The organism is Streptomyces diastaticus subsp. diastaticus, from assembly GCF_011170125.1.
Classification (GTDB): domain Bacteria; phylum Actinomycetota; class Actinomycetes; order Streptomycetales; family Streptomycetaceae; genus Streptomyces; species Streptomyces diastaticus.
In genome coordinates, this window is record NZ_BLLN01000002.1 from 1,502,649 (window position 1) to 1,527,810 (window position 25,162).

Here is a 25,162-nt window from a genome sequence, read left to right on the forward strand (position 1 = left end):
GCATGAAGATCAAGAAGGGCGACCTGGTCCAGGTCATCACCGGTAAGGACAAGGGCAAGCAGGGCAAGGTCATTGCCGCTTACCCGCGCGAGGAGCGCGTCCTGGTCGAGGGTGTCAACCGGGTCAAGAAGCACACCAAGGCGAACCAGCCGGGCCGCGCGTCGCAGGCCGGCGGGATCGTGACCACCGAAGCCCCGGTCCACGTGAGCAACGTGTCGCTCGTCGTGGAGAAGGACGGCAACAAGGTCGTCACCCGCGTCGGGTACCGCTTCGACGAGGACGGCAACAAGATCCGCGTTGCCAAGCGGACCGGTGAGGACATCTGATGACGACCACCACTGCACCCCGTCTGAAGCTGAAGTACCGCGAGGAGATCGCGGGCAAGCTGCGTGACGAGTTCGCGTACGAGAACGTCATGCAGGTCCCCGGCCTGACCAAGATCGTGGTCAACATGGGTGTGGGCGACGCCGCCCGCGACTCCAAGCTGATCGAGGGCGCCATCCGCGACCTCACCACGATCACCGGCCAGAAGCCGGCCGTCACCAAGGCCCGGAAGTCCATCGCGCAGTTCAAGCTGCGTGAGGGTCAGCCGATCGGTGCCCACGTGACCCTGCGCGGCGACCGCATGTGGGAGTTCCTGGACCGCACCCTGTCGCTGGCGCTCCCGCGCATCCGCGACTTCCGCGGCCTGTCCCCCAAGCAGTTCGACGGCCGTGGCAACTACACCTTCGGTCTCACGGAGCAGGTCATGTTCCACGAGATCGACCAGGACAAGATCGACCGCGTCCGGGGTATGGACATCACCGTGGTCACCACGGCGACCAACGACGCTGAGGGCCGCGCGCTCCTTCGTCACCTCGGCTTCCCGTTCAAGGAGGCGTGAGCCGTGGCGAAGAAGGCTCTCATCGCAAAGGCCGCTCGCAAGCCGAAGTTCGGCGTGCGCGGCTACACCCGCTGCCAGCGGTGCGGCCGTCCGCACTCTGTCTACCGCAAGTTCGGCCTGTGCCGCGTCTGCCTTCGTGAGATGGCTCACCGCGGCGAGCTGCCGGGCGTGACCAAGAGCTCCTGGTAGATCCCGCTTCAGGGATTCACCGGGCCTCTGGTAAGCATCCAGGCGGCGGACGATCTTCCTCCGATGGCTTAGGCTGGAGAGGTTGGCCGTCCGCCGCCCTGGACAGCCCGCGGACGCTCACCACTGAGCAGTCCGCATATGACGCTTACTACGCCGTAGGTCCCCGCGCCGCACCCGTCCCGTCCCGGATCGGGGAGAGGGATGGCGCATACAGGAAACCCCGGCGAGAAAGGCCGAAGGCCGATTCATGACCATGACTGATCCGATCGCAGACATGCTTACGCGTCTGCGTAACGCCAACTCGGCGTACCACGACTCCGTCGTGATGCCGCACAGCAAGATCAAGTCGCACATCGCGGAGATCCTCCAGCAGGAGGGCTTCATCACGGGCTGGAAGACCGAGGACGCCGAGGTCGGCAAGAACCTCGTCCTCGAGCTGAAGTTCGGTCCGAACCGTGAGCGCTCCATCGCGGGCATCAAGCGGATCTCCAAGCCCGGTCTCCGGGTCTACGCGAAGTCCACCAACCTGCCGAAGGTCCTCGGCGGTCTCGGCGTGGCGATCATCTCCACGTCGCACGGCCTCCTGACCGGCCAGCAGGCGCAGAAGAAGGGCGTGGGTGGGGAAGTCCTCGCCTACGTCTGGTAGTCGGGAACGGAGGAAAAGCTCATGTCGCGTATTGGCAAGCTTCCCATCACGGTTCCCGCCGGCGTGGACGTCACCATCGATGGCCGTACGGTCGGCGTGAAGGGCCCCAAGGGCACCCTCGCGCACACCATCGTCGCGCCGATCGAGATCGCTAAGGGCGAGGACGGCACCCTCTCGGTGACGCGCCCGAACGACGAGCGTCAGAACAGGGCTCTGCACGGCCTGTCCCGCACGCTGGTGGCGAACATGATCACCGGTGTGACCCAGGGATACGTCAAGAAGCTCGAAATCAACGGTGTCGGTTACCGCGTGGTCGCGAAGGGCTCCAACCTGGAGTTCTCTCTCGGCTACTCCCACCCGATCCTGGTCGAGGCCCCTGAGGGCATCACCTTCAAGGTCGAGACCCCGACCCGTTTCTCGGTCGAGGGCATCGACAAGCAGAAGGTCGGCGAGGTTGCGGCCAACATCCGCAAGCTGCGCAAGCCCGACCCGTACAAGGCCAAGGGCGTCAAGTACGAGGGCGAAGTCATCCGCCGCAAGGTCGGAAAGGCGGGTAAGTAAGCCATGGCATACGGTGTGAAGATCGCTAAGGGCAACGCCTACAAGGCCGCTGCCATCAAGCGCCGGCACATCCGCGTCCGCAAGAAGGTCTCGGGCACCGAAGTGCGCCCGCGCCTGGTCGTGACGCGTTCCAACCGCCACATGGTCGCCCAGGTGATCGACGACATCAAGGGTCACACCCTGGCGTCGGCGTCCACCCTGGACACGTCCATCCGCGGTGCCGAAGGCGACAAGTCCGCCCACGCCAAGCAGGTCGGCGCACTCGTCGCCGAGCGCGCCAAGGCCGCGGGTGTCGAGGCTGTCGTGTTCGACCGTGGTGGCAACAAGTACGCCGGGCGCATCGCCGCCCTGGCGGACGCCGCCCGCGAAGCCGGGCTCAAGTTCTGAGCCTCCGTCGCGGACAGCGACTCAATGTCGCTGCGTAGCTAGCGGAAACAGAGAGAGGTAAATCCAATGGCTGGACCCCAGCGCCGCGGAAGCGGTGCCGGTGGCGGCGAGCGGCGGGACCGGAAGGGCCGCGACGGCGGCGCAGCTGCCGAGAAGACCGCGTACGTCGAGCGTGTCGTCGCGATCAACCGAGTCGCCAAGGTTGTGAAGGGTGGTCGCCGCTTCAGCTTCACCGCGCTGGTCGTGGTGGGCGACGCGGACGGCACCGTGGGTGTCGGTTACGGCAAGGCCAAGGAGGTGCCGGCCGCCATCGCCAAGGGTGTGGAGGAGGCCAAGAAGCACTTCTTCAAGGTCCCCCGTATCCAGGGCACCATCCCGCACCCCATCACGGGCGAGAAGGCCGCGGGCGTCGTCATGCTCAAGCCTGCTTCCCCCGGTACCGGTGTGATCGCCGGTGGCCCCGTGCGCGCCGTCCTCGAGTGCGCCGGTGTGCACGACATCCTGTCGAAGTCCCTGGGCTCCGACAACCAGATCAACATCGTCCACGCGACCGTGGCGGCCCTCAAGGGCCTCCAGCGTCCCGAGGAGATCGCGGCCCGCCGCGGTCTGCCCCTCGAGGACGTGGCCCCCGCGGCCCTGCTGCGTGCGCGTGCGGGAGCGGGTGCGTGATGCCGCAGCTCAAGATCACGCAGACGAAGTCGTACATCGGCAGCAAGCAGAACCACCGCGACACCCTGCGTACGCTCGGCCTCAAGAAGGTCAACGACGTGGTTGTCAAGGAGGACCGCCCCGAGTTCCGCGGCATGGTGCACACCGTCCGCCACCTCGTGACGGTCGAGGAGGTCGACTGACATGGCGGAGCAGAACCCGCTGAAGGTCCACAACCTCCGTCCTGCCCCCGGCGCCAAGACCGCCAAGACCCGTGTGGGTCGTGGTGAGGCGTCGAAGGGTAAGACCGCTGGTCGTGGCACCAAGGGCACCAAGGCCCGTTACCAGGTTCCGGAGCGCTTCGAGGGCGGGCAGATGCCCCTCCACATGCGTCTCCCGAAGCTCAAGGGCTTCAAGAACCCGTTCAAGACCGAGTTCCAGGTCGTGAACCTCGACAAGCTGGCCGAGCTGTACCCCGAGGGTGGCGAGGTCACCGTCGAGGGTCTGGTCGCCAAGGGTGCCGTTCGCAGGAACAGCCTCGTCAAGGTGCTCGGCCAGGGCGAGGTCTCCGTGGCGCTGCAGGTGACGGTCGACGCCGTCTCCGGCTCCGCCAAGGAGAAGATCGCCGCCGCCGGCGGCTCCGTCACCGAACTCGTCTGAGTTCGTTGACCGGTACGTAACCCACCGGGGATGCCTCATAAATGGGGCATCCCCGGTTGGTCGTTCCAAGGGGGGCGCAGTCGCCGGTAAGGTGGCGTCCGCTGTTGCTGTAAAGCAGGGGGCATCCCGTCCCCGGGGTCGTGTGGTCCGCCGCCCGGCTCATCCGCCGATCCCTATTCGTCGAACCTCAAGACCGTCACCTCTGACGCACGTGCGCGGGGGTCGCAGGAGGCACCGTGCTCACCGCGTTCGCCCGGGCGTTCAAGACGCCCGACCTGCGCAAGAAGCTGCTCTTCACGCTCGGCATCATCGTCCTCTACCGGATCGGCGCGCACGTACCGATCCCGGGCGTGAGCTACCAGAACGTCCAGATCTGCATGGACCAGGCGAACGCCACCCAGGGCCTCTTCGGCCTGGTGAACATGTTCTCCGGTGGCGCGCTGCTCCAGATCACGATCTTCGCCCTGGGCATCATGCCCTACATCACGGCGAGCATCATTCTCCAGCTCCTGACCGTGGTCATCCCGCGTCTGGAGGCCCTCAAGAAGGAGGGCTCCTCCGGCCAGGCGAAGATCACGCAGTACACCCGGTACCTGACCGTGGCGCTCGCCGTCCTCCAGGGCACCGGCCTGGTCGCGACCGCCCGCAGCGGCTCGCTCTTCCAGGGCTGCCCGGTCGCCGGGGAGATCGTGCCGGACCAGTCGATCTTCGTGACCGCCGTCATGATCCTCACGATGACCGCCGGTACCGCCCTCGTCATGTGGCTCGGTGAGCTGATCACCGACCGCGGCATCGGCAACGGCATGTCGATCCTGATGTTCATCTCGATCGCCGCGAGCTTCCCCGCCTCCCTCTGGGCCATCAAGGAGCAGGGCGACCTGGCCGGTGGCTGGATCGAGTTCGGGACCGTGATCCTGGTGGGTCTCGCCATGGTCGGCCTGGTGGTCTTCGTCGAGCAGGCGCAGCGCCGCATCCCCGTCCAGTACGCGAAGCGGATGATCGGCCGCCGTTCCTACGGCGGTACGTCGACCTACATCCCGCTCAAGGTGAACCAGGCCGGTGTGATCCCGGTCATCTTCGCCTCGTCGCTCCTCTACATCCCTGCGTTGATCGTGCAGTTCTCCAACTCCCAGGCGGGTTGGGCGCAATGGATCAACAACAACCTGGCGGACACCGGCGCCACGGCCCATGTGATCCTGTACTTCTTCCTGATCGTGTTCTTCGCGTTCTTCTACGTCGCCATCTCCTTCAACCCCGAAGAAGTAGCCGACAACATGAAGAAGTATGGTGGGTTCATCCCGGGCATCCGGGCTGGCCGACCGACCGCTGAGTATCTGAGTTACGTGCTCAACCGGATCACCTGGCCGGGTTCGCTGTATCTGGGGCTGATCGCACTGGTGCCGACGATGGCGTTGGCAGGTTTCGGGGCCAACCAGAACTTCCCGTTCGGCGGGACGAGCATCCTGATCATCGTGGGTGTGGGTCTGGAGACCGTGAAGCAGATCGAGAGCCAGCTCCAGCAGCGCAATTACGAAGGGTTCCTCCGCTGATGCGAATCGTCCTCGTCGGACCGCCTGGTGCCGGCAAAGGAACGCAGGCCGCGTTCCTAGCCAAGAACCTGTCGATCCCGCACATCTCCACGGGTGACCTGTTCCGCGCCAACATCAGCCAGGGCACGGAACTGGGCAAGCAGGCCAAGTCCTACATGGATGCCGGCAACCTCGTCCCCGACGAGGTGACCATCGGTATGGCCGAGGACCGTATGGCCCGGCCGGACGCCGCGAACGGCTTCCTGCTCGACGGCTTCCCCCGGAACGTGTCGCAGGCGAAGGCGCTGGACGAGTCCCTCAAGGCCCAGGGGGTCGCGCTCGACGCGGTCCTGGACCTGGAGGTTCCCGAGGACGAGGTGGTCAGGCGCATCGCCGGCCGCCGCATCTGCCGCAACGACTCCAGCCACGTCTTCCACGTGGAGTACAGCAAGCCGGAGACCGAGGGCGTCTGCGACGTCTGCGGCGGCGAGCTGTACCAGCGCGCGGACGACAAGGAGGAGACCGTCCGCAAGCGGCTGGAGGTCTACCACAACGAGACCGAGCCGATCATCGACCACTACAAGGCCCAGGGCCTCGTGGTGACGATCTCCGCGCTCGGCAAGGTCGACGAGGTCACCGCCCGCGCGATGGCGGCCCTCGGCTCCGGCCAGAAGTGACGTAGGGCCACGCGCCCGGCAGCGGCCGCGGTCCCCGCAAGGGGCCCGCGGCCGTCGCGCGTCCGGCCCGGAGAGGCGGGCGGGGCGCGGCGGACGCCGGGTGCGGCAGACTGGACAGGGTGGTCTCGCTGCCCGTACCGAGGCCGGCGGCGAAGACCGCCGACAAACAGGAGGCTTAGTTCCCGTGGTGCAGATCAAGAGTCCCGAGCAGATCGCCAAGATGCGCGAGGCCGGGCTGGTCGTGGCCGCCATCCACCGCGCCACGCGTGAGGCGGCCGTGCCGGGCGCCACCACCAAGGACCTGGACGAGGTGGCCCGCAAGGTGCTCGAGGAGCACGGGGCCCGCTCCAACTTCCTCGGGTACGGCGGCTTCCCGGCGACGATCTGCACCTCGGTCAACGAGGTCGTGGTGCACGGGATCCCGGACGAGAAGACGGTGCTGGCCGACGGGGACATCATCTCCATCGACTGCGGCGCGATCGTGGACGGCTGGCACGGCGACGCCGCGTACACGGCCTTCGTGGGCGCGGGTCACGCTCCGGAGCTGGTCGAGCTCTCCCGGGTGACCGAGGAGTCGATGTGGGCGGGGATCGCCGCGATGAAGCAGGGCAACCGGCTGGTCGACATCTCCCGCGCCATCGAGACGTACATCCGCCGGCAGCCGAAGCCGGGCGGCGGGAAGTACGGGATCGTCGAGGACTACGGCGGGCACGGCATCGGGACCGAGATGCACATGGACCCGCACCTGCTGAACTACGTCGAGCGGCGCCGGGGCAAGGGCCCCAAGCTGGTCCCCGGCTTCTGCCTGGCGATCGAGCCGATGGTGAGCCTCGGCACGCCGAAGACCGAGGTGCTCCAGGACGACTGGACGGTGATCACCACCGACGGGACCTGGTCCTCGCACTGGGAGCACTCGGTGGCCCTCACCGAGCAGGGCCCGCTGGTGCTGACCGCCGAGGACGGCGGCAAGGCGAAGCTGGCGGAGTTCGGGATCACCACGGCGCCGGACCCGGCGGCCTGATCCGGGAGTGTTCCGGCGTGCGTGGCCCGTGGGGCGCGTGTGCCGGGAGGACTCGCCCGTCCGGGCGGGTCCTGCGACGGTATGCGGCAGGGACGCATAAGGATCAGCGCATCGGGGCATTCTTCCTCGATTCGCCTTTGCGGGAGCCCTGACGTAGACTGACGCGTCGGCTCTCGTGCACCCGCATGCCCGTATGGGTGTGCACGGGACACGGAGCCGGTCAAGGTAGTCGATTCGAAGGGCGAAGCGTGGCCAAGAAGCAAGGTGCCATCGAGATCGAGGGCACTGTCGTCGAGTCTCTTCCGAACGCCATGTTCAAGGTTGAGCTCCAGAACGGCCACCAGGTCCTGGCACACATCAGTGGCAAGATGCGCATGCACTACATCCGCATCCTCCCTGACGACCGGGTCGTGGTGGAGCTGTCTCCGTACGACCTGACGCGTGGCCGGATCGTCTACCGGTACAAGTAGATCTTGCCCGCTCGCCGCCCCTTTTCCGGGGGCGGTGGCCGGCACCTGACCCGGAGAACCTCACCATGAAGGTCAAGCCGAGCGTCAAGAAGATCTGCGACAAGTGCAGGGTGATCCGCCGTCACGGCCGGGTCATGATCATCTGCGACAACCCGCGCCACAAGCAGCGCCAGGGCTGACGCACACCTGCTCTCGCAGATCACGCGCGACGCACAGCAGCATCACCAAACGCAGTGCCCGCCTCTTCCCGTGCCCGCCAGGGCCTGAGAAGGGCGGTACCCCCGGTCGGAGGCCGGGGACCCGGTCCGTTCCATACCCCTCGGCGGTTTCGCCCGCCCCGGTGGATCGGCGGTCGGGAGCGGCACTGCGGCAGACCTCCGACAGACAACTGGAGCCATTGAATGGCACGCGTTTCCGGTGTCGACATCCCGCGCGAGAAGCGTGTGGAGGTCGCCCTCACCTACGTGTTCGGCATCGGCCGGACCCTTTCGCAGCAGACGCTGGAGGCCACCGGCGTCGACCCCAACACCCGCGTTCGCGACCTGTCCGAGGAGGACCTGGTCAAGATCCGCGAGTACGTGGACAACAACATCAAGACCGAGGGTGACCTCCGTCGCGAGATCCAGGCCGACATCCGCCGCAAGGTCGAGATCGGCTGCTACCAGGGTCTGCGTCACCGCCGTGGCCTGCCCGTCCACGGTCAGCGCACCAGCACCAACGCCCGCACCCGCAAGGGCCCGCGTCGCGCCATCGCCGGTAAGAAGAAGCCGGGCAAGAAGTAGTCCGCAGCGGACGCTCGTCAGCGGTCTTCGCTGTAGGACCGACCACCTCCCACTGGAGATAAGACATGCCCCCCAAGGGACGTCAGGGCGCTGCCAAGAAGGTGCGCCGCAAGGAAAAGAAGAACGTCGCTCACGGCCACGCGCACATCAAGAGCACGTTCAACAACACGATCGTCTCGATCACCGACCCCACGGGCAACGTGATCTCCTGGGCCTCCGCCGGCCACGTCGGCTTCAAGGGCTCGCGCAAGTCCACCCCCTTCGCCGCGCAGATGGCCGCCGAGTCGGCCGCTCGCCGCGCGCAGGAGCACGGCATGCGCAAGGTCGACGTCTTCGTCAAGGGTCCCGGCTCCGGCCGTGAGACCGCGATCCGCTCGCTCCAGGCCACCGGCCTGGAGGTCGGCTCGATCCAGGACGTCACCCCCACCCCGCACAACGGCTGCCGTCCCCCCAAGCGCCGTCGCGTCTGACCGGACCGCCGGGGCCTGAGCCCCGGCCGGCCGTGGGTCTCCGGGCGGTACGGCCGATTCGGCCGTACCGCCCGTACCCTTGAGCAGTGTCAAGGCCGGGCTCACCGCCCGGCGGGTCGGGCGTCAAATAGCGGGCGCCCCTGACTGAAGGAACAGAGAACATGCTGATCGCTCAGCGTCCCTCGTTGACCGAAGAGGTCGTCGACGAGTTCCGCTCCCGGTTCGTGATCGAGCCGCTGGAGCCGGGCTTCGGCTACACCCTCGGCAACTCCCTGCGGCGCACGCTGCTCTCCTCGATCCCGGGTGCGGCGGTCACGTCCATCCGCATCGACGGTGTCCTGCACGAGTTCACCACCGTGCCGGGCGTCAAGGAGGACGTCACCGACCTGATCCTCAACATCAAGCAGCTGGTCGTCTCCTCGGAGCACGACGAGCCGGTCGTGATGTACCTGCGCAAGCAGGGCCCGGGTCTGGTCACCGCCGCCGACATCGCGCCCCCGGCCGGTGTCGAGGTGCACAACCCCGACCTGGTGCTCGCCACGCTGAACGCCAAGGGCAAGCTGGAGATGGAGCTGACCGTCGAGCGCGGTCGCGGCTACGTCTCCGCCGTCCAGAACAAGCAGGCGGGCCAGGAGATCGGGCGCGTCCCGGTCGACTCGATCTACTCGCCCGTCCTCAAGGTCACCTACAAGGTCGAGGCGACCCGAGTCGAGCAGCGGACCGACTTCGACAAGCTCATCGTCGACGTCGAGACCAAGCAGGCGATGCGTCCGCGCGACGCCATGGCCTCCGCCGGCAAGACCCTGGTCGAGCTGTTCGGCCTGGCCCGTGAGCTCAACGTCGACGCCGAGGGCATCGACATGGGCCCGTCGCCGACGGACGCCGCGCTCGCGGCCGACCTGGCGCTGCCGATCGAGGAGCTGGAACTCACCGTCCGCTCCTACAACTGTCTCAAGCGTGAGGGCATCCACTCCGTGGGTGAGCTCGTCGCCCGCTCCGAGGCCGACCTGCTCGACATCCGCAACTTCGGTGCGAAGTCGATCGACGAGGTCAAGGCGAAGCTGGCAGGGATGTCGCTGGCGCTCAAAGACAGCCCGCCCGGATTCGACCCGACCGCCGCGGCCGACGCCTTCGGCGCCGAGGACGACGCGGACGCCGGTTTCGTGGAGACCGAGCAGTACTGAGGACCTGTCCGGCGGGTGGTGAGCCTTAGGGCTCGCTCCCTGCCGGGGCGTGGCCACGCCCCGGGGGTATCCCGGAGGTGTGGCCGCTCGAAAGACGTCCTCGACCGCCGGACGGGCTCTGCCGGGCCGGTCCGTGGTGGTCGAGGTTGCCCGGGTGGCTCTGCGGAGCCGGCCGGGGGCGATACTCCGGCGGACACAAGTTCGCGCGGACACTGTCATCGGTACCTGATACGGCCGGTGCAGATCACAAGGAGAAAGACCATGCCGAAGCCCGCCAAGGGTGCCCGTCTGGGCGGCAGCGCCTCGCACGAGCGGCACATGCTCGCGAACCTCGCGCGCTCGCTGTTCGAGCACGGCCGGATCAAGACGACCGAGGCGAAGGCGCGCCGTCTGCGTCCGTACGCCGAGCGTCTGGTCACCAAGGCGAAGAAGGGCGACCTTCACAACCGCCGCCAGGTTCTCCAGGTCATCACGGACAAGAGCGTCGTCCACACGCTCTTCACCGAGATCGGCCCCCGCTACGAGAACCGCCCGGGTGGCTACACCCGGATCACCAAGGTCGGTAACCGCCGTGGCGACAACGCTCCCATGGCCGTCATCGAGCTGGTGGAGGCCCTGACCGTGGCCCAGGAGGCCACCGGTGAGGCCGAGGCCGCGACCAAGCGCGCGGTCAAGGAAGACGCCCTGAGCAAGGACGAGGCCGCCACCGAGGCGCCCGAGGCCGCTGCCGAGGCCAAGGACGACGAGGCGAAGGACGCCTGAGCCGGTCGTACGCGTGTGTGCGGGCCCGTATCCCTTCGGGGGTGCGGGCCCGCCGCCGTACCGGGACGGTGGAGACGAGGATGCGCGGGTGAGCGAGCAGGTGGAGTACACGGAGCGGCGGGACGGGCCCGCGGACGGCCACGTCCGGGTGCGGCTGGACCTGAGTTACGACGGGCGGGAGTTCTCCGGCTGGGCCAAGCAGGCCCAGGGGCGGCGGACCGTCCAGGGCGAGATCGAGGACGCCCTGCGGACCGTGACGCGGTCGGGGGAGCGGACGTACGAGCTGACGGTGGCCGGGCGGACCGACTCGGGGGTGCACGCGCGCGGGCAGGTGGCCCACGTGGACCTCCCGGTGGAGGTCTGGGCGGAGCACCGGGAGAAGCTGCTGCGGCGGCTCGCGGGGCGGCTGCCGCACGATGTGCGGGTCTGGCGGGTGGCCGAGGCGCCCACGGGGTTCGACGCGCGGTTCTCGGCGGTCTGGCGGCGGTACGCGTACCGGGTCACCGACCACCCGGGCGGGGTCGATCCGCTGCTGCGCGGACACGTGCTGTGGCACGACTGGAGACTCGACGTCGACGCCATGAACGCGGCCTCGGTGGCGCTGCTCGGTGAGCACGACTTCGCCGCGTACTGCAAGCGGCGGGAGGGGGCGACGACCATCCGCACCCTCCAGGAGCTGAGCTGGGAGCGGGACGGCGAGGGGGTCGTCACCGCGACCGTGCGGGCCGACGCGTTCTGCCACAACATGGTGCGCTCGCTGGTCGGCGCCCTGCTGTTCGTCGGCGACGGCCACCGGCCCGTGGAGTGGCCGGGGAAGGTGCTGGCGGCCGGTGTGCGGGACTCCGCGGTGCACGTGGTGCGCCCGCACGGGCTGACCCTGGAGGAGGTCGGCTACCCGGCGGACGAGCTGCTGGCGGCCCGGAACCGGGAGGCACGCAACAGGCGGACCCTGCCCGGTACGGCCTGCTGCGGCTGAGCGGCGGGCGCCCGGCCGCGGCCGGGCGCCCGGGATCACTGCGTGGCGGCGGCCCGGGACGCCTGGGCGACGCCCCGGCGGTGGATCTGGCGCAGGGTGAATTCGGCCACGTCGTCGCCGGTGGTGAAGACGGCCCGGTCCTGCTTGGTGACCCGGTCGCCGTTGGTGAAGCCGCCGACGGTGAAGTAGACGTACCGTCCGTAGGCGTTGGCGGTGGAGCGGCAGACCGTGGTGCGGCAGAAGGTGGGGACGCCCTCGCCGGCCAGTGAGGCGATGTTGCCGCTGGACTCCTCCTTGACCTCGGCGGCGACCGCGGCCGTCCTGAACGTGGCGACGCCCACGGTGACCGCGACGCCGTCGCGCCGGTAGGTGGCGCGGACCAACTGCTCGCAGCCGTGCTTCGTGAGGACCTGGCCGAGGGCGCCCTGGGTGCCGCTCGCGCACTCGGCGGTGCGGTGCAGCGCGCCCTTGGCGTAGACGCGGTCGCCGACGGTGAGCTTCCTGCCCGGGTAGAGCGACTCGGCGGTCAGCGGGGCCTTGTCCTTCTCGGCGCTGGAGACGAACTCCTTGGGGTCCGGCGGGGGCGGCGGGGCCACCTCGGAGAAGGACGGGGCCGGGGCCGTGGTGTCCTCGGGCAGGGCCGAGGAGCTGGAGACGCCGCCGATCGGGCCGGACGCCTTCGGGTCGTCGCTGTTGGCGCGGACCACCAGGGTCGCGACCAGCGCGGCGACGGCGACCGTGGCGACCGCGCCGCCGCCGAGCAGCGCCCAGCGGCGTTTGCGGCCGCGTGCCTCGGAGGCGGTGGCGAGCGCCTCCCAGTCCGGCGTGGCCGGTCCCTGCCGGCCGTGGGGCTGCTGCTGCCCGTACGGCTGTCGCCCCTGCGGGCTTCCGTCCCCCGGCCCCCAGGGAGGCCCCCCTTGCCCAAAGCTCATGGGCCGCATCCTACGACCGGGGTTCGTTATGGTGGAGGGGCGGATACGCCACAGCCCGCGGTACGGACCTCCGTGTCCGGACCGCGCGCACTCGCGTTTTGACCCGTTCGGGGAAACGCGGGTATCGTGCGTGTTCGTTATGTGTATTGGCTTGCTCATTCTCACGTGAGGGGCCCTTACACCGGTCCCACCGGGCCGATGACCAGCGGCAGGCACTCGGATGCGTCACCGATGTGCGGCCAGGGCTGTCGTGATCGTCCGTGGTGGCCATGTCAGGACCCACTCACTGAAGAAGCGAAGGCTACGAACCGTGCGTACGTACAGCCCCAAGCCCGGCGATGTCACCCGCCAGTGGCACGTCATCGATGCCCGGGACGTTGTCCTCGGCCGTCTGGCGACCACTGCCGCCACGCTCCTGCGGGGCAAGCACAAGCCGATCTACGCCCCCCACGTCGACACCGGTGACTTCGTCGTCATCATCAACGCCGACAAGGTCCACCTCTCGGGCAACAAGCGCACCCAGAAGATGGCGTACCGCCACTCCGGTTACCCGGGTGGTCTGCGCTCGGTGCGTTACGACGAGCTGATGGACAAGAACCCCGAGAAGGCCGTCGAGAAGGCCGTCAAGGGCATGCTCCCGAAGAACACCCTGGGCCGTCAGATGCTCTCGAAGCTGAAGGTCTACGCGGGCGAGCAGCACCCGCACGCTGCCCAGCAGCCGGTGCCGTTCGAGATCACCCAGGTCGCGCAGTAGTTCCGGCCACACCCCTAAGACTGAAACGAATCTGAGGAGAATCGTGGCCGAGACCACCGCCGAGCTCCCCCTCGACGACATCGAGCAGTACACCACCGAGTCCGAGACCCCCGAGGGCGACTACACCTCGGAGTCCCTCGCGTCCGGCTTCGGTGAGCCCCAGCCGGCCGCCGGCCTGGGCCGCCGCAAGAACGCCATCGCCCGTGTCCGGATCGTTCCGGGCACCGGCAAGTGGAAGATCAACGGCCGCACCCTTGAGGACTACTTCCCCAACAAGGTGCACCAGCAGGAGGTCAACGAGCCCTTCAAGGTGCTGGAGCTCGAGGGCCGTTACGACATCATCGCCCGCATCTCGGGTGGCGGCGTCTCCGGTCAGGCCGGTGCCCTGCGCCTCGGCGTGGCCCGCGCGCTGAACGAGGCCGACGTGGACAACAACCGCGGCGCCCTCAAGAAGGCCGGCTTCCTCACGCGTGACGACCGCGCGGTCGAGCGCAAGAAGGCCGGTCTCAAGAAGGCCCGCAAGGCCCCGCAGTACAGCAAGCGCTAAGTCGCTCGCTGCTTTCGAGACGCTTCGCCCCGGCGGCACGTGCTGTGCCGCCGGGGCGTACGTCTATCGGTTCCCGGTCCGGGCGCGCCCTGGAGGTGTGCGGGGCCGGGAATCTCGGGCATACGGGGCTGTACGCGCCGTGGATCACCGGCCGTGCGGGCGTATGCCGTACAACGGTATGAAGCATGAGCATGGGCCCCGGCATGCCCGCGTCGCGTTCGCGCTCCCACGCGTGAGCCGCACGTACGCGCGACCGGTGGACCCTGAGGTTCGGAGGACACACCAGTGGGACGACTCTTCGGCACGGACGGGGTACGCGGCGTCGCCAACGCGGATCTGACGGCGGAGCTGGCGCTCGGTCTGTCGGTCGCGGCGGCGCACGTGCTCGCCGAGGCGGGCACGGCGAGCACCGGGCACCGGCAGGTGGCCGTGGTGGGGCGAGATCCCCGGGCGTCCGGTGAGTTCCTGGAGGCCGCGGTCGTCGCGGGCCTGGCCAGCGCCGGGGTGGACGTGCTGCGGGTCGGCGTGCTGCCGACGCCGGCGGTGGCGTACCTCACGGGCGCGCTCGGCGCGGACCTCGGCGTGATGCTCTCCGCCAGCCACAACGCGATGCCCGACAACGGCATCAAGTTCTTCGCCCGCGGCGGTCACAAGCTCGCCGACGAGCTGGAGGACCGGATCGAGGCCGTCTACGAGGAGCACCGCACCGGCGCCCCCTGGGGGCGGCCGACCGGCGCCGGCGTGGGCCGGGTCCGCGACTACGACGAGGGCTTCGACCAGTACGTCGCGCACCTGATCGGCGTGCTGCCCAACCGCCTGGACGGCCTGAAGGTCGTGCTGGACGAGGCGCACGGCGCGGCGGCCCGCGTCTCGCCCGAGGCGTTCGCCCGGGCCGGGGCCGAGGTCGTCACCATCGGCGCCGACCCCGACGGCCTCAACATCAACGACGGCTGCGGCTCGACCCACCTGGAGCTGCTGCGCGCGGCCGTGGTCGAGCACGGCGCCGACCTGGGCATCGCCCACGACGGCGACGCCGACCGCTGCCTGGCCGTGGACGCCGAGGGCCGCGAGATCGACGGCGACCAGATCCTCGCGGTGCTGGCGCTGTCGATGCGTGAGCACGGCGGACTGCGGTCGCAGACGGTGGTGGCCACCGTCATGTCGAACCTCGGCTTCAAGCTGGCGCTGGAGCGCGAGGGCATCTCGCTGGTGCAGACGGCGGTCGGCGACCGCTACGTCCTGGAGGAGATGAAGGAGCACGGCTACGCCCTGGGCGGGGAGCAGTCCGGCCACGTCATCATCCTCGACCACGCCACCACCGGCGACGGCACGCTGACCGGCCTGATGCTGGCCGCCCGGGTCGCCGAGACCGGCCGCCCGCTGGCCGAGCTGGCCGGGGTCATGGAGCGGCTGCCGCAGGTCCTGGTCAACGTCCCCGACGTGGACCGCGGCCGGGTGACCACCTCGGCGGAACTGGCCTCGGCGGTGGCCCGGGCCGAGCAGGAGCTGGGCGCGACCGGACGGGTGCTGCTGCGTCCGTCGGGGACCGAGCCGCTGGTGCGGGTGATGGTGGAGGCCGCCGACATCGAGCAGGCCGGTGCCATCGCGGGCCGGCTGGCCGACGTGGTGAAGTCGGCGCTCGGCTGAGGCTTACGGGGGCCCGAGGCTCCTCGCGAACGTCCCGTCACCGGGTCCCGGTGGCGGGACGTTCGCGTGTGCGGCCGCGGCCGGTGTTCTACGCGCGTCCGGCTCGGGGTGTTCTCAAGGGCGGCCCCGGGGCCTATGTTTGACATGCCCTCGCCATTGATGCGGTGTCAGCGACCTGTGCCGGTGCCGCGGGGCGGGCTTGTCAGCGCACCCCCCACACGCGTGCCGCGCCGACGCGCCGCGCGCACAGGTGCCCCCCACCATCAGCACCAGGAGCTGCACATGCGCAAGAGATTCGCCGCGACCGCCGTCGCGCTCGCCGCCGCCGGCTGCCTTCTGGCCCCCGGCGTCGCCCAGGCCGGTACCGGGCCGGACTCCGTCGCCGTCCTGGAACGCGGGTCGGCCGCCGGTACCGCCGTGGTCAGCGGTATGAACGACCCCGGGACCCGGCTGCACGCCGAGGCCGTCCGCACCAGCACGGCCCGCACCCTGGAGATCGACTACCAGGTGCAGGAGACCGGCTACTGGTGCGGGCCCGCCGCCACCCGCATCGCCCTCTCCGCCCGGCTCGCCCCGCCGAGCCAGGCCGCCCTCGCCGCCGAACTCGGCACCCACACCGGCGGCACGGACCACATCAGCCAGGTCACCGGCGTCCTCAACGCGCACGTCGGCACGGGCTGGTACGAGACCAAGGAGATGCCGAACGACCCGCCGACCCAGGCCCAGAAGGACCTGCTCTGGCGGGACGTCGTCCTGGACATCGACAACAACTACCCGCTGGTCACCAACATCGTGGCCCCGCCCGGCAACCAGCCGCCCGGCTACCCGCCCGGTGAGACGATCTACCACTACTTCACGGTCATCGGCTACGACGACGCCAACCGCACCGTCCTCATCGCCGATCCCGCCTCCTTCGGCGGCAACCAGATCTACTGGCTCTCCTTCGACCAGCTCGCCTCGCTGATCCCGCCCAAGGGGTACGCGGCCTGAGGGCGCGCCGGACCAGGCCCGGACCGCGAGGCGCTCAGAGCTTGCGCAGGCTCAGCTTGCGGACCTTGTGGTCCGGGCCCTTCCTTATGACCAGGTTGGCCCGCCCCCGGGTCGGGGCGACGTTCTCCAGAAGATTGGGGAGGTTGACGGTGCGCCAGGTGGTGCGCGCGTAGTCGAGCGCCTCCTCCTCACTGACCTGGGTGTAGCGGCGGAAGTACGACGACGGGTCCTGGAAGGCGGTGGCGCGCAGCTTGCGGAAGCGGTTCAGGTACCAGCGCTCGATGTCCTCGGGGCGCGCGTCGACGTAGACGCTGAAGTCGAAGTGGTCGGCGAGGCCGACCCGGGTGCGGCCGTCCTTGCCCGGCAGGGCGGGCTGGAGGACGTTGAGGCCCTCGACGATGAGGATGTCGGGCCGGTTCACGGTGAGGCGGCGGTCGGGGACGATGTCGTAGACCAGGTGGGAGTAGACCGGCGCGGTCACCTTGTCCTTGCCGGCCTTGATGTCGGCGACGAAGCGGGTCAGCGCGCGCCGGTCGTACGACTCGGGGAATCCTTTGCGGGCGGTGAGGCCCCGGGCGCGCAACTCGGCCATGGGCAGCAGGAAGCCGTCGGTGGTGACCAGCTCCACCCGGGGGTGCTCGGGCCACCGGGCCAGCAGCGCCTGGAGCAGGCGGGCCACCGTGGACTTGCCGACCGCCACGCTGCCCGCGACGCCGATGACGAACGGCGTGCCGGACTGCTCGCCCTTCTCGCCGAGGAAGGTGTTGAGTGCCGAGCGCAGGCCGTCGGTGGCGCCCACGTAGAGGTTGAGCAGGCGGGAGAGCGGCAGGTAGATGTCCCTGACCTCGTCGAGGTCGATCACGTCCCCGAGGCCGCGCAACTTTTCCACTTCGTCGGCTGTCAGAGGCAGCGGAGTCTTCTCACGAAGAGCGCTCCACTGCTGGCGGGTGAGGTCCACGTAGGGAGTCGCCTCCGGCTTGCGGTGGGCGCTCGGGGGCTCGGGAGAGATCACTCCCTCATTGTTGCGGCAGTGTGAACGCCGTGGGGGGTGGGTTCGGTCACGTGGCCGAACGGACGGGACGACCGAAGGGGGACGGAAATGGGACAGGCGGGAAACGCGGGAGTCGTCGGCGGAGCGCACGGTGCGGGCGGCGTGGTGTGGTTCGCCGTTCCGCGCGGCGGGGCAGAACCGGCCGCGCGGCGCCCGGCAGCGCGACGCCCGGCCGGGCAGGCGCGGCGGGGGCCGCTGGCGGCCTGGCGGCGATGGCGGGGCGGGGCGCAGGCACGCCGGGACCGGGCGTCGCTGGCCCGCTCGGCGGTGGTCGCGGAGCTGGCACGGGAACTGCCCGACGAGGACTTCGGCGAGCACCTGGAGGACTCGGTGGCGCTCTACCACGGCGGCAGCAAACCGTACGCGGAGGAGGCCGAGTACCTGGACCTGGTGGAGGACGCGCTCGACCGGGTGGGGTGAACGGCCGGGAGCGCGGCGGCCGGCCGGTGTAGCGTCGCCCGGACGGTGCCCCCGGCGGCCGGGGGACGGGAGGGGAGAACGGCGATGAGCGCGCGGCACGTGGCGGAACCGGCGGGGGCGGGCCAGGGAGCCCGGGTCACCGCGGTGAGCAGCAGCGGGAGCCACAGCTTCAGCAAGCCCGGCAGGGAGAGCATCACCCTGCTCGCCGGACTCGGTGTGGAAGGCGACGCGCACGCGGGCGTCACCGTCAAGCACCGTTCGCGCGTCGCCCAGGACCCCACGCGGCCGAACCTGCGTCAGGTCCACCTCATCCACGACGAACTCTTCGCCGAGCTGGCGGCCGCGGGGCACGCCGTCGCCCCGGGCGAGCTGGGCGAGAACGTCACCACCCACGGGATCGACCTCCTCGGCCTGCCCGTGGGCACCCTGCTGCGGCTCGGCCCCGAGGCGGTCGTCGAGGTCACCGGTCTGCGCAACCCCTGTCTCCAGATCGACCTCTTCCAGGACGGGCTGCTCAGGCGCGTCGTCGGCCGCGACGAGGACGGCGGGATCGTCCGCAAGGCCGGGATCATGGGAGTCGTCCGTACCGGTGGCACCCTCCGTCCGGGCGATCCGATCGGCGTGGAACTGCCCGCCGGCGAGCACCGCCCGCTCGAACGCGTCTGACCTGCGCGGGAGTTGCCCTGGTGGTGCGAGCCGGGCGCGCCGCGCGCGAAAACGGTCGCTCATCGTGCGAGGTCGCTCACTCTGCGAACATGCGAGACCGGTCGTCGTTCGGCGGCTCTGCGGCGTGGGCGAAAGGGTGCGCGGATGTGCGGGATCGTGGGCTATGTCGGAGCGCAGTCGGCGCTCGACGTCGTACTCGCCGGGCTGCGGCGGCTGGAGTACCGGGGGTACGACTCGGCGGGCGTCGCCGTCCTCGCGGGTGACCAGGTCGCCTGCGTCAAGAAGGCGGGCAAGCTCTCGCAGTTGGAGAAGGCCCTGGTCGACGACCCGCTGCCCGGCTCGGACGCCACCGGTGACGGGCACGGCGGCGCCACCGGCATCGGCCACACCCGGTGGGCCACCCACGGCGGGCCCACCGACACCAACGCCCACCCGCACCTCGACGCGAGCGGCCGCTGCGCCGTCGTCCACAACGGCATCATCGAGAACTTCGCCGCCCTGCGGGACGAGCTGGCGGCCCGGGGCACCGCCGTCCGCTCGCAGACCGACAGCGAGATCGCCGCCCACCTGCTCGCCGAGGAGTACGCCGCGCTGGAGGGCTCCGCCCAGCCGGGCGGGGCCCGGCTGGCGGGCGCGATGCGGGCCGTCTGCCGGCGGCTGGAGGGAGCGTTCACGCTGGTCGCGCTCCACGCCGACGCGCCGGACGTGATCGTGGGGGCGCGCCGCAACTCGCCGCTGGTCGTCGGGTGCGGCGAGGGCGAGGCGTTCCTCGCCTCCGACGTGTCGGCCTTCATCGACCACACCCGCACCGCCATGGAGCTGGGGCAGGACCAGGTGGTCGAGGTGCACCCGGACCGGGCCGTCGTCACCGGATTCGACGGGGCGCCCGCCGACGCCCGCACCTACCGCGTCGACTGGGACGCCTCCGCCGCCGAGAAGGACGGCCACGACTCCTTCATGCTGAAGGAGATCGCCGAACAGCCCAAGGCCGTCGCCGACACGCTCCTCGGCCGTCTCGACCCCGCCCTCGGCACCCTCACCCTCGGTCCGGAACTGGGCCTCGACCCCGCCGTCCTGCGCGACGCCGAGAAGGTCGTCGTCATCGCCTGCGGCACCGCCCACCACGCGGGGCTCGTCGCCCGCCTCGCCGTGGAACGCTGGGCCAAGCTCCCCTGCGAGGTCGAGCTGGCCAGCGAGTTCCGCTACCGCGACCCGATCGTCGGCCCGCGCACCCTGGTCGTCGCCGTCTCCCAGTCCGGGGAGACCGCCGACACCCTGATGGCGGTGCGGCACGCCCGTGAACAGGGCGCCACCGTCCTCGCCGTCTGCAACACCAACGGCTCGACCATCCCCCGCGAGTCCGACGCCGTCCTCTACACCCACGCCGGCCCCGAGGTCGCCGTCGCCTCCACCAAGGCCTTCCTCACCCAGCTCGTCGCCTGCCTCCTCCTCGCCCTCCACCTCGGCGAGGTACGCGGCGGCCCCGGCGACGAACTCCGGGCGACCGCCCGCGCGCTGGGCCGCGCCCCGGAGGACGTCGCCTCGGTCCTCGCCACCATGGAACCCGTACGCGAACTGGCCCGCGGCCTCGCCCACCAGGAGACGGTCCTCTTCCTGGGCCGCCACGCCGGCTACCCCGTGGCCCTCGAAGGCGCCCTCAAGCTGAAGGAACTGGCCTACTTCCACGCCGAGGGCTTCGCCGCCGGAGAGCTGAAGCACGGCCCGATCGCCCTGGTCGAGCCCGGTCTCCCGGTGATCGTCGTCGTCCCCTCCCCGGCCGCCTCGGGCGTCCTCCACGGCAAGATCGTCTCCAACATCCAGGAGATCCGCGCCCGGGGCGCGCACACCATCGTCCTCGCCGAGGAGGGTGACGAGGCGGTCGTCCCGTACGCCGACCACCTGATCCGGGTCCCGGCGGTGCCGCCGCTGCTCCAGCCGCTCGTGGCCGCGGTGCCGTTGCAGGTCTTCGCCTGCGAACTGGCCACCGCCCGGGGGAACGACGTGGACCAGCCGAGGAACCTGGCGAAGTCGGTGACGGTGGAGTGAGGGGGGCCGCGTAGGCGGCGGGACGGGAGGCGAGGCGGCCCCCGCGTACCCTCTTCCCGTGCCCGCCCCCCTCCACCGCGTCGCCGTCCTCGTGCTCGACGGGGCCAAGCCCCTCGATGTCGGGATTCCCGCGCAGGTGTTCACGACGCGGGCGAGCATGCCGTACGAGGTGCGGATGTGCGGGGCGGCGCCGGGGCTGGTGGCCGGGGGCGACGGGCTGGCGTATCACGTCGGGCACGGGCTGGAGGCGCTCGCGTGGGCGGACATCGTCTTCGTGCCCGGGTATCGGCGTCCGGACCGGGAGGACCCGCCGGAGGCCGTCGTGGCGGCGTTGGTCGGGGCCCACGAGCGGGGGGCGCGGCTCGCCGCCATCTCGACCGGCGCCTTCGCGCTGGCGGCCACGGGGCTGCTCGACGGGCGGCGGGCCACGACGCACTGGCACTACACGCGGGCGCTCGCGGCCCGCCATCCGCTGGTCCGGGTGGACGAGAACGTGCTGTTCGTGGACGAGGGCACCGTGCTGACCTCGGCCGGGGCGGCGTCCGGTATCGACCTGTGCCTGCACATCCTGCGCGGGGACCTCGGGGTGGCCGCCTCCAACCACGCGGCCCGGCGGCTGGTCGCCGCGCCGTACCGCAGTGGCGGGCAGGCCCAGTACGTACCGCGCAGCGTGCCCGAGCCGCTGGGGGAGCGGTTCGCCGACACCCGGGAGTGGGCGCTGTACCGGCTCGGCGAGCCGCTCACCCTGGAGAGCCTGGCGCGTCGGGCCGGGGTCTCGCCGCGGACGTTCTCCCGGCGGTTCGTCGAGGAGACCGGCTGCACACCGATGCAGTGGGTGATGCGGGCCCGCCTCGACCTGGCCCGCGAACTGCTGGAGCGGTCGCAGCGGGGGGTCGAGCAGATCGCGGCCGACGTCGGGCTCGGCACCGGAGCCAACCTGCGCCTGCACTTCCAGCGCATCCTCGGCACCACACCGAGCGAGTACCGGCGCACCTTCACCCGGGGCGATTGACCGCCGACGCGTGGCTGGCGAGATCCTGGTGAACCATGGCGTTCCCGCCACTGTCGGCGGCGCGGCCGGAGAACGACGCTGGTGGGGAAGGGAAGGGAGATCACCTCATGACCACTCGCATCGCCATCAACGGGTTCGGCCGCATCGGACGCAACGTGCTGCGCGCGCTGCTGGAGCGCGACAGCACCCTGGAGGTCGTCGCCGTCAACGACCTCACCGAGCCCGCCGCGCTCGCCCGGCTGCTCGCCTTCGACTCGACCTCCGGCCGTCTCGGGCGCCCGGTGACCGCCGACGGCGACACGCTCGTGGTCGACGGCCGCCGCATCAAGGTGCTGGCCGAGCGCGAGCCGGCACGGCTGCCGTGGGCCGCGCTCGACGTCGACCTCGTCCTGGAGGCCACCGGCCGCTTCACCTCGGCCGAGGCCGCCCGCGCCCACCTCGCCGCCGGTGCGCGGAAGGTGCTGGTCAGCGCCCCCTCGGCGGGCGCCGACGTCACCCTCGCCTACGGGGTCAACACCGAGGCGTACGACCCGGCCGCGCACACGGTCGTCTCGAACGCCTCCTGCACCACCAACGCGCTCGCCCCGCTCGCCGCCGTACTCGACGAACTCGCCGGTGTCGAGCACGGGTTCATGACCACGGTGCACGCCTACACCCAGGAGCAGAACCTCCAGGACGGCCCGCACCGGGACCCGCGCCGCGCCCGCGCCGCCGGCGTCAACATCGTCCCGACCACGACCGGCGCCGCCAAGGCGATCGGCCTCGTGCTGCCGGGCCTCGACGGCAAGCTCTCGGGCGACTCGATCCGCGTCCCGGTCCCGGTCGGCTCGATCGTCGAGCTGAACACCACCGTCGCCCGCGAGGTGAGCCGCGAGGAGGTCCTGGCCGCCTACCGCAAGGCGGCGGAGGGCCCGCTGGCGGGCGTCCTGGAGTACTCGGAGGACCCGCTCGTCTCCTCCGACATCACCGGCAACCCCGCCTCGTCCGTCTTCGACTCGGCCCTGACGCGCGTCGACGGACGCCACGTCAAGGTGGTCGCCTGGTACGACAACGAGTGGGGGTTCTCGAACCGGGTGATCGACACGCTGGAGCTGCTGGCGAGGGGCTGAACCAGGCGAGCCGTCCTCCGCGCACGCGCCGTCCCGCCCGGCCCCCGCGTGCGCGGGGGCGGGCCTCGCATAGGCTGCCACGGAGTTTCCACGCGTGAGGACCGCGTACGGGCGTCCGGAGGTGGCGAGTGTGGCTGGCGGCATGAGCAGGCGCGGCGCGCGGTCGGGGCGCGAGGCCCGGTCATGATCGTGGGCGTGGGCATCGACGTGGCCGAGATCGAGCGTTTCGCCGCTTCCGTGCGGCGCACCCCCGCGCTGCTCGACCGGCTCTTCGTCCCCGCCGAGCTGGTCGCCCCCGGTGGCGACCGGCGCGGCCCCGCCTCCCTGGCCGCCCGGTTCGCGGCCAAGGAAGCCGTCGCCAAGGCGCTCGGGGCGCCCCCGGGGCTGCTGTGGACGGACTGCGAGGTGTACGCCGAGGACACCGGGCGGCCCAGGCTGCGGGTGCGGGGGACGGTGGCGGCCAGGGCGGCGGAGCTGGGGGTGACCGGGTGGCACGTGTCCCTCAGTCACGACGCGGGAGTGGCGTCGGCCGTGGTGATCGCGGAAGGTTGAGGCCATGCGACATGCCCACAGCGTGCAAGCCGTCCGCGCTGCCGAGAGTGAGTTGATGGCACGGTTGCCCGAAGGGGCGCTCATGCAGCGCGCCGCCGCCGGGCTGGCCGCCGCCTGCGCCGCCTTGCTGGCCGGACGCGGGCCGGTACCGGCCGTACGTCCCGGGCGCGGGCCCGGGGTGTACGGGGCGCGGGTCGTCCTGCTGGTCGGCGCCGGGGGGAACGGCGGCGACGCCCTGTACGCGGGCGCGCGCCTGGCGCGGCGCGGGGCCGGGGTGGCCGCCCTGCTGCTCGCCCCGGGCAAGGCCCACCGGGGCGGCCTCACCGCGCTGGCCGCCGCCGGAGGCGAGATCATCGAGACGGCGGAGGAGACGGCGACCGATCCGGCGTACGCCGCTCACTGGCACCACGTCGAGCGGATGCTCACCCGGGCCGACCTGGTCGTGGACGGGATCACGGGGCTCGGCGGGCGCGGCGGGCTCAGGACCGGCGCGGCCCGGCTCGCGCACGCCGCCGAGGCCGACAAGGTGCCCGTCGTCGCCGTCGACCTGCCGAGCGGCATCGACGCCGACACGGGTGAGGTGCACGGGCCGGCCGTCACCGCCGACCTCACCGTCACCTTCGGCACCCACAAGCCCGGCCTGCTCGTCGACCCGGCCCGCGAGCACGCGGGCACCGTCCGGCTCATCGACATCGGCCTCGACCTGCCGGGGCCGGCCGCCGCCGAGGCGCTCCAGCACGCCGACGTGGCCGCGCTGCTGCCGCGTCCGGCGCCGGAGAGCGACAAGTACCGGCGGGGGGTGGTGGGGATCTGCGCCGGGTCGGCGCGATACCCGGGGGCGGCCGTGCTGTGCGTGCACGGGGCACTGCGTACCGGCGCGGGAGCCGTGCGGTACGCGGGGCCCGGGGACCAGGCGGTCGTCGCGCGGTTCCCCGAGACACTGGTCAGCTCCGGGCTGCCGTCCGAGGCGGGCCGGGTGCAGGCGTGGGTGGTCGGGCCGGGCCTCGGGGAGGACGAGGAGGCCGGGCGGCGCGTCGCGGACGTGCTGGCGCAGGACGTGCCGGTCCTCGTCGACGCCGACGGGCTGCGCTTCCTCGACCGCGACCGGCTCCGCGCCCGTACCGCCCCCACCTTGCTCACCCCGCACGCCGGGGAGGCGGCCCGGCTGCTCGGCGTCGAGCGGGAGCACGTCGAGGCGGCCCGGCTGACCTCGGTGCGGCGGCTCGCCTCGGAGTACGGGGCGACGGTGCTCCTGAAGGGCTCGACCACGCTGGTGGCCGCCCCCGACGAGTCGATGCCGGTCCGCGTCAACGCCACCGGGACGCCCTGGCTGGCCACCGCCGGCTCCGGCGACGTCCTCTCCGGCGTCGCCGGCTCCCTGCTGGCGGCGGGCCTCTCGGCCCGCGACGCTGCCTCGGCCGGGGCGTACCTGCACGGCCTGGCCGCCCGCCACGCGGCCGACGGCGCCCCGGTCGACGCGCAGGACGTGGCCGGGGCGCTCCCGGCGGCCTGGCGGGACGTCAAGCGGGGGTGACCCGGGCGGGCGGACGGTCTCACCGGTGTGGCGGGCGTCCGCCCCGACGTGCGGGCG

32 protein-coding genes are annotated in these 25,162 nt (G+C 71.0%); 30 read left to right on the forward strand and 2 right to left on the reverse strand.

The features are described from left to right. Positions 1 to 2 precede the first annotated feature (2 nt). From rplX to truA, 19 genes are all read left to right on the forward strand, one after another. Positions 3 to 326, forward strand: coding sequence for a 50S ribosomal protein L24 (gene rplX, locus Sdia_RS08215; protein ID WP_100452297.1), 324 nt, complete (start codon positions 3 to 5; stop codon positions 324 to 326). After that, the gene (gene rplE / locus Sdia_RS08220; RefSeq protein ID WP_100452299.1) at positions 326 to 883 is read left to right on the forward strand and encodes a 50S ribosomal protein L5; all 558 of its coding nucleotides are present in this window, start codon (positions 326 to 328) and stop codon (positions 881 to 883) included. The genes rplX and rplE overlap by 1 nt, the downstream gene beginning before the upstream one ends. Positions 884 to 886: 3 nt before the next feature. Further along, positions 887 to 1,072 carry a type Z 30S ribosomal protein S14 gene (locus Sdia_RS08225; RefSeq protein WP_003948630.1) on the forward strand — a complete coding sequence of 62 codons (186 nt, stop codon included), beginning with the start codon at positions 887 to 889 and terminating at the stop codon, positions 1,070 to 1,072. Positions 1,073 to 1,319: 247 nt separating this feature from the next. Then, positions 1,320 to 1,718, forward strand: a complete 399-nt coding sequence (gene rpsH / locus Sdia_RS08230; protein ID WP_003948629.1) for a 30S ribosomal protein S8 — start codon at positions 1,320 to 1,322, stop codon at positions 1,716 to 1,718. A gap of 21 nt (positions 1,719 to 1,739) precedes the next feature. Then, on the forward strand, positions 1,740 to 2,279 hold the full coding sequence (gene rplF, locus Sdia_RS08235) for a 50S ribosomal protein L6 (RefSeq protein WP_100452301.1): 540 nt from the start codon (positions 1,740 to 1,742) through the stop codon (positions 2,277 to 2,279). Between the two features lie 3 nt (positions 2,280 to 2,282). Then, entirely contained in the window at positions 2,283 to 2,666 is a 384-nt protein-coding gene (gene rplR, locus Sdia_RS08240; RefSeq protein ID WP_003948627.1) for a 50S ribosomal protein L18, read from the forward strand. 66 nt (positions 2,667 to 2,732) lie between these two features. Beyond that, entirely contained in the window at positions 2,733 to 3,335 is a 603-nt protein-coding gene (gene rpsE, locus Sdia_RS08245; protein WP_100452303.1) for a 30S ribosomal protein S5, read from the forward strand. Further along, the gene (gene rpmD, locus Sdia_RS08250) at positions 3,335 to 3,517 is read left to right on the forward strand and encodes a 50S ribosomal protein L30 (RefSeq protein ID WP_100452305.1); all 183 of its coding nucleotides are present in this window, start codon (positions 3,335 to 3,337) and stop codon (positions 3,515 to 3,517) included. The genes rpsE and rpmD overlap by 1 nt, the downstream gene beginning before the upstream one ends. Before the next feature lies 1 nt (position 3,518). Beyond that, entirely contained in the window at positions 3,519 to 3,974 is a 456-nt protein-coding gene (gene rplO / locus Sdia_RS08255) for a 50S ribosomal protein L15 (protein ID WP_100452307.1), read from the forward strand. 236 nt (positions 3,975 to 4,210) lie between these two features. Next, a complete protein-coding gene (gene secY, locus Sdia_RS08260) occupies positions 4,211 to 5,524 on the forward strand; it encodes a preprotein translocase subunit SecY (RefSeq protein ID WP_003948623.1) in 1,314 nt (437 codons plus the stop codon). Continuing rightward, on the forward strand, positions 5,524 to 6,180 hold the full coding sequence (locus Sdia_RS08265) for an adenylate kinase (RefSeq protein WP_100452309.1): 657 nt from the start codon (positions 5,524 to 5,526) through the stop codon (positions 6,178 to 6,180). The genes secY and Sdia_RS08265 overlap by 1 nt, the downstream gene beginning before the upstream one ends. Positions 6,181 to 6,364: 184 nt before the next feature. Further along, positions 6,365 to 7,201: a type I methionyl aminopeptidase gene (gene map / locus Sdia_RS08270; protein ID WP_100452311.1), complete on the forward strand. Its 837-nt coding sequence runs from the start codon at positions 6,365 to 6,367 to the stop codon at positions 7,199 to 7,201. 248 nt (positions 7,202 to 7,449) lie between these two features. Beyond that, positions 7,450 to 7,671, forward strand: coding sequence for a translation initiation factor IF-1 (infA, locus tag Sdia_RS08275; RefSeq protein WP_003948620.1), 222 nt, complete (start codon positions 7,450 to 7,452; stop codon positions 7,669 to 7,671). 65 nt (positions 7,672 to 7,736) lie between these two features. Beyond that, positions 7,737 to 7,850, forward strand: a complete 114-nt coding sequence (gene rpmJ, locus Sdia_RS08280) for a 50S ribosomal protein L36 (RefSeq protein WP_003948619.1) — start codon at positions 7,737 to 7,739, stop codon at positions 7,848 to 7,850. A 222-nt stretch (positions 7,851 to 8,072) separates the two neighbouring features. Further along, positions 8,073 to 8,453, forward strand: a complete 381-nt coding sequence (gene rpsM / locus Sdia_RS08285) for a 30S ribosomal protein S13 (protein ID WP_100452313.1) — start codon at positions 8,073 to 8,075, stop codon at positions 8,451 to 8,453. A gap of 65 nt (positions 8,454 to 8,518) precedes the next feature. Then, entirely contained in the window at positions 8,519 to 8,923 is a 405-nt protein-coding gene (gene rpsK, locus Sdia_RS08290) for a 30S ribosomal protein S11 (RefSeq protein WP_003948617.1), read from the forward strand. Between the two features lie 161 nt (positions 8,924 to 9,084). Beyond that, positions 9,085 to 10,107 (forward strand): DNA-directed RNA polymerase subunit alpha, encoded by a 1,023-nt coding sequence (locus tag Sdia_RS08295; protein WP_100452315.1) that lies wholly within the window; start codon positions 9,085 to 9,087, stop codon positions 10,105 to 10,107. Between the two features lie 261 nt (positions 10,108 to 10,368). Further along, positions 10,369 to 10,869 carry a 50S ribosomal protein L17 gene (gene rplQ / locus Sdia_RS08300; RefSeq protein ID WP_100452317.1) on the forward strand — a complete coding sequence of 167 codons (501 nt, stop codon included), beginning with the start codon at positions 10,369 to 10,371 and terminating at the stop codon, positions 10,867 to 10,869. An 88-nt stretch (positions 10,870 to 10,957) separates the two neighbouring features. Continuing rightward, the gene (gene truA / locus Sdia_RS08305; RefSeq protein WP_100452319.1) at positions 10,958 to 11,845 is read left to right on the forward strand and encodes a tRNA pseudouridine(38-40) synthase TruA; all 888 of its coding nucleotides are present in this window, start codon (positions 10,958 to 10,960) and stop codon (positions 11,843 to 11,845) included. 35 nt (positions 11,846 to 11,880) lie between these two features. Here the strand turns inward: truA and Sdia_RS08310 are convergent, their stop codons facing one another. After that, positions 11,881 to 12,777 (reverse strand): hypothetical protein, encoded by an 897-nt coding sequence (locus tag Sdia_RS08310; RefSeq protein WP_100452321.1) that lies wholly within the window; start codon positions 12,775 to 12,777, stop codon positions 11,881 to 11,883. Positions 12,778 to 13,087: 310 nt separating this feature from the next. Here Sdia_RS08310 and rplM point away from each other — a divergent pair, with 310 nt between their 5' ends. From rplM to Sdia_RS08330, 4 genes are all read left to right on the forward strand, one after another. Beyond that, complete coding sequence (gene rplM, locus Sdia_RS08315) at positions 13,088 to 13,531, forward strand: 50S ribosomal protein L13 (protein WP_023418950.1); 444 nt, start codon at positions 13,088 to 13,090, stop codon at positions 13,529 to 13,531. Positions 13,532 to 13,574: 43 nt separating this feature from the next. Further along, the gene (gene rpsI / locus Sdia_RS08320) at positions 13,575 to 14,078 is read left to right on the forward strand and encodes a 30S ribosomal protein S9 (RefSeq protein ID WP_100452323.1); all 504 of its coding nucleotides are present in this window, start codon (positions 13,575 to 13,577) and stop codon (positions 14,076 to 14,078) included. Positions 14,079 to 14,363: 285 nt separating this feature from the next. After that, a complete protein-coding gene (glmM, locus tag Sdia_RS08325) occupies positions 14,364 to 15,725 on the forward strand; it encodes a phosphoglucosamine mutase (RefSeq protein ID WP_100452325.1) in 1,362 nt (453 codons plus the stop codon). A 282-nt stretch (positions 15,726 to 16,007) separates the two neighbouring features. Next, positions 16,008 to 16,715, forward strand: coding sequence for a C39 family peptidase (locus Sdia_RS08330; protein ID WP_100452327.1), 708 nt, complete (start codon positions 16,008 to 16,010; stop codon positions 16,713 to 16,715). 34 nt (positions 16,716 to 16,749) lie between these two features. On the opposite strand, the gene coaA is transcribed toward Sdia_RS08330, so the two are convergent. Then, the gene (gene coaA, locus Sdia_RS08335) at positions 16,750 to 17,727 is read right to left on the reverse strand and encodes a type I pantothenate kinase (protein WP_100452329.1); all 978 of its coding nucleotides are present in this window, start codon (positions 17,725 to 17,727) and stop codon (positions 16,750 to 16,752) included. Positions 17,728 to 17,814: 87 nt separating this feature from the next. Between coaA and Sdia_RS08340 the strand changes: the two genes are divergently transcribed. From Sdia_RS08340 to Sdia_RS08370, 7 genes are all read left to right on the forward strand, one after another. Beyond that, the gene (locus tag Sdia_RS08340; RefSeq protein ID WP_115069732.1) at positions 17,815 to 18,186 is read left to right on the forward strand and encodes a hypothetical protein; all 372 of its coding nucleotides are present in this window, start codon (positions 17,815 to 17,817) and stop codon (positions 18,184 to 18,186) included. A gap of 84 nt (positions 18,187 to 18,270) precedes the next feature. Beyond that, entirely contained in the window at positions 18,271 to 18,852 is a 582-nt protein-coding gene (locus tag Sdia_RS08345; protein ID WP_124287263.1) for an MOSC domain-containing protein, read from the forward strand. A gap of 144 nt (positions 18,853 to 18,996) precedes the next feature. Continuing rightward, on the forward strand, positions 18,997 to 20,898 hold the full coding sequence (gene glmS, locus Sdia_RS08350; protein ID WP_189500148.1) for a glutamine--fructose-6-phosphate transaminase (isomerizing): 1,902 nt from the start codon (positions 18,997 to 18,999) through the stop codon (positions 20,896 to 20,898). 58 nt (positions 20,899 to 20,956) lie between these two features. Beyond that, positions 20,957 to 21,910, forward strand: a complete 954-nt coding sequence (locus tag Sdia_RS08355) for a GlxA family transcriptional regulator (protein WP_100452337.1) — start codon at positions 20,957 to 20,959, stop codon at positions 21,908 to 21,910. 107 nt (positions 21,911 to 22,017) lie between these two features. Continuing rightward, a complete protein-coding gene (gene gap, locus Sdia_RS08360) occupies positions 22,018 to 23,019 on the forward strand; it encodes a type I glyceraldehyde-3-phosphate dehydrogenase (RefSeq protein ID WP_189500147.1) in 1,002 nt (333 codons plus the stop codon). A 183-nt stretch (positions 23,020 to 23,202) separates the two neighbouring features. Further along, positions 23,203 to 23,571, forward strand: coding sequence for a holo-ACP synthase (locus Sdia_RS08365; protein WP_100452340.1), 369 nt, complete (start codon positions 23,203 to 23,205; stop codon positions 23,569 to 23,571). Positions 23,572 to 23,575: 4 nt separating this feature from the next. After that, positions 23,576 to 25,105 carry an NAD(P)H-hydrate dehydratase gene (locus Sdia_RS08370; RefSeq protein ID WP_164494927.1) on the forward strand — a complete coding sequence of 510 codons (1,530 nt, stop codon included), beginning with the start codon at positions 23,576 to 23,578 and terminating at the stop codon, positions 25,103 to 25,105. Positions 25,106 to 25,162: the final 57 nt, after the last annotated feature.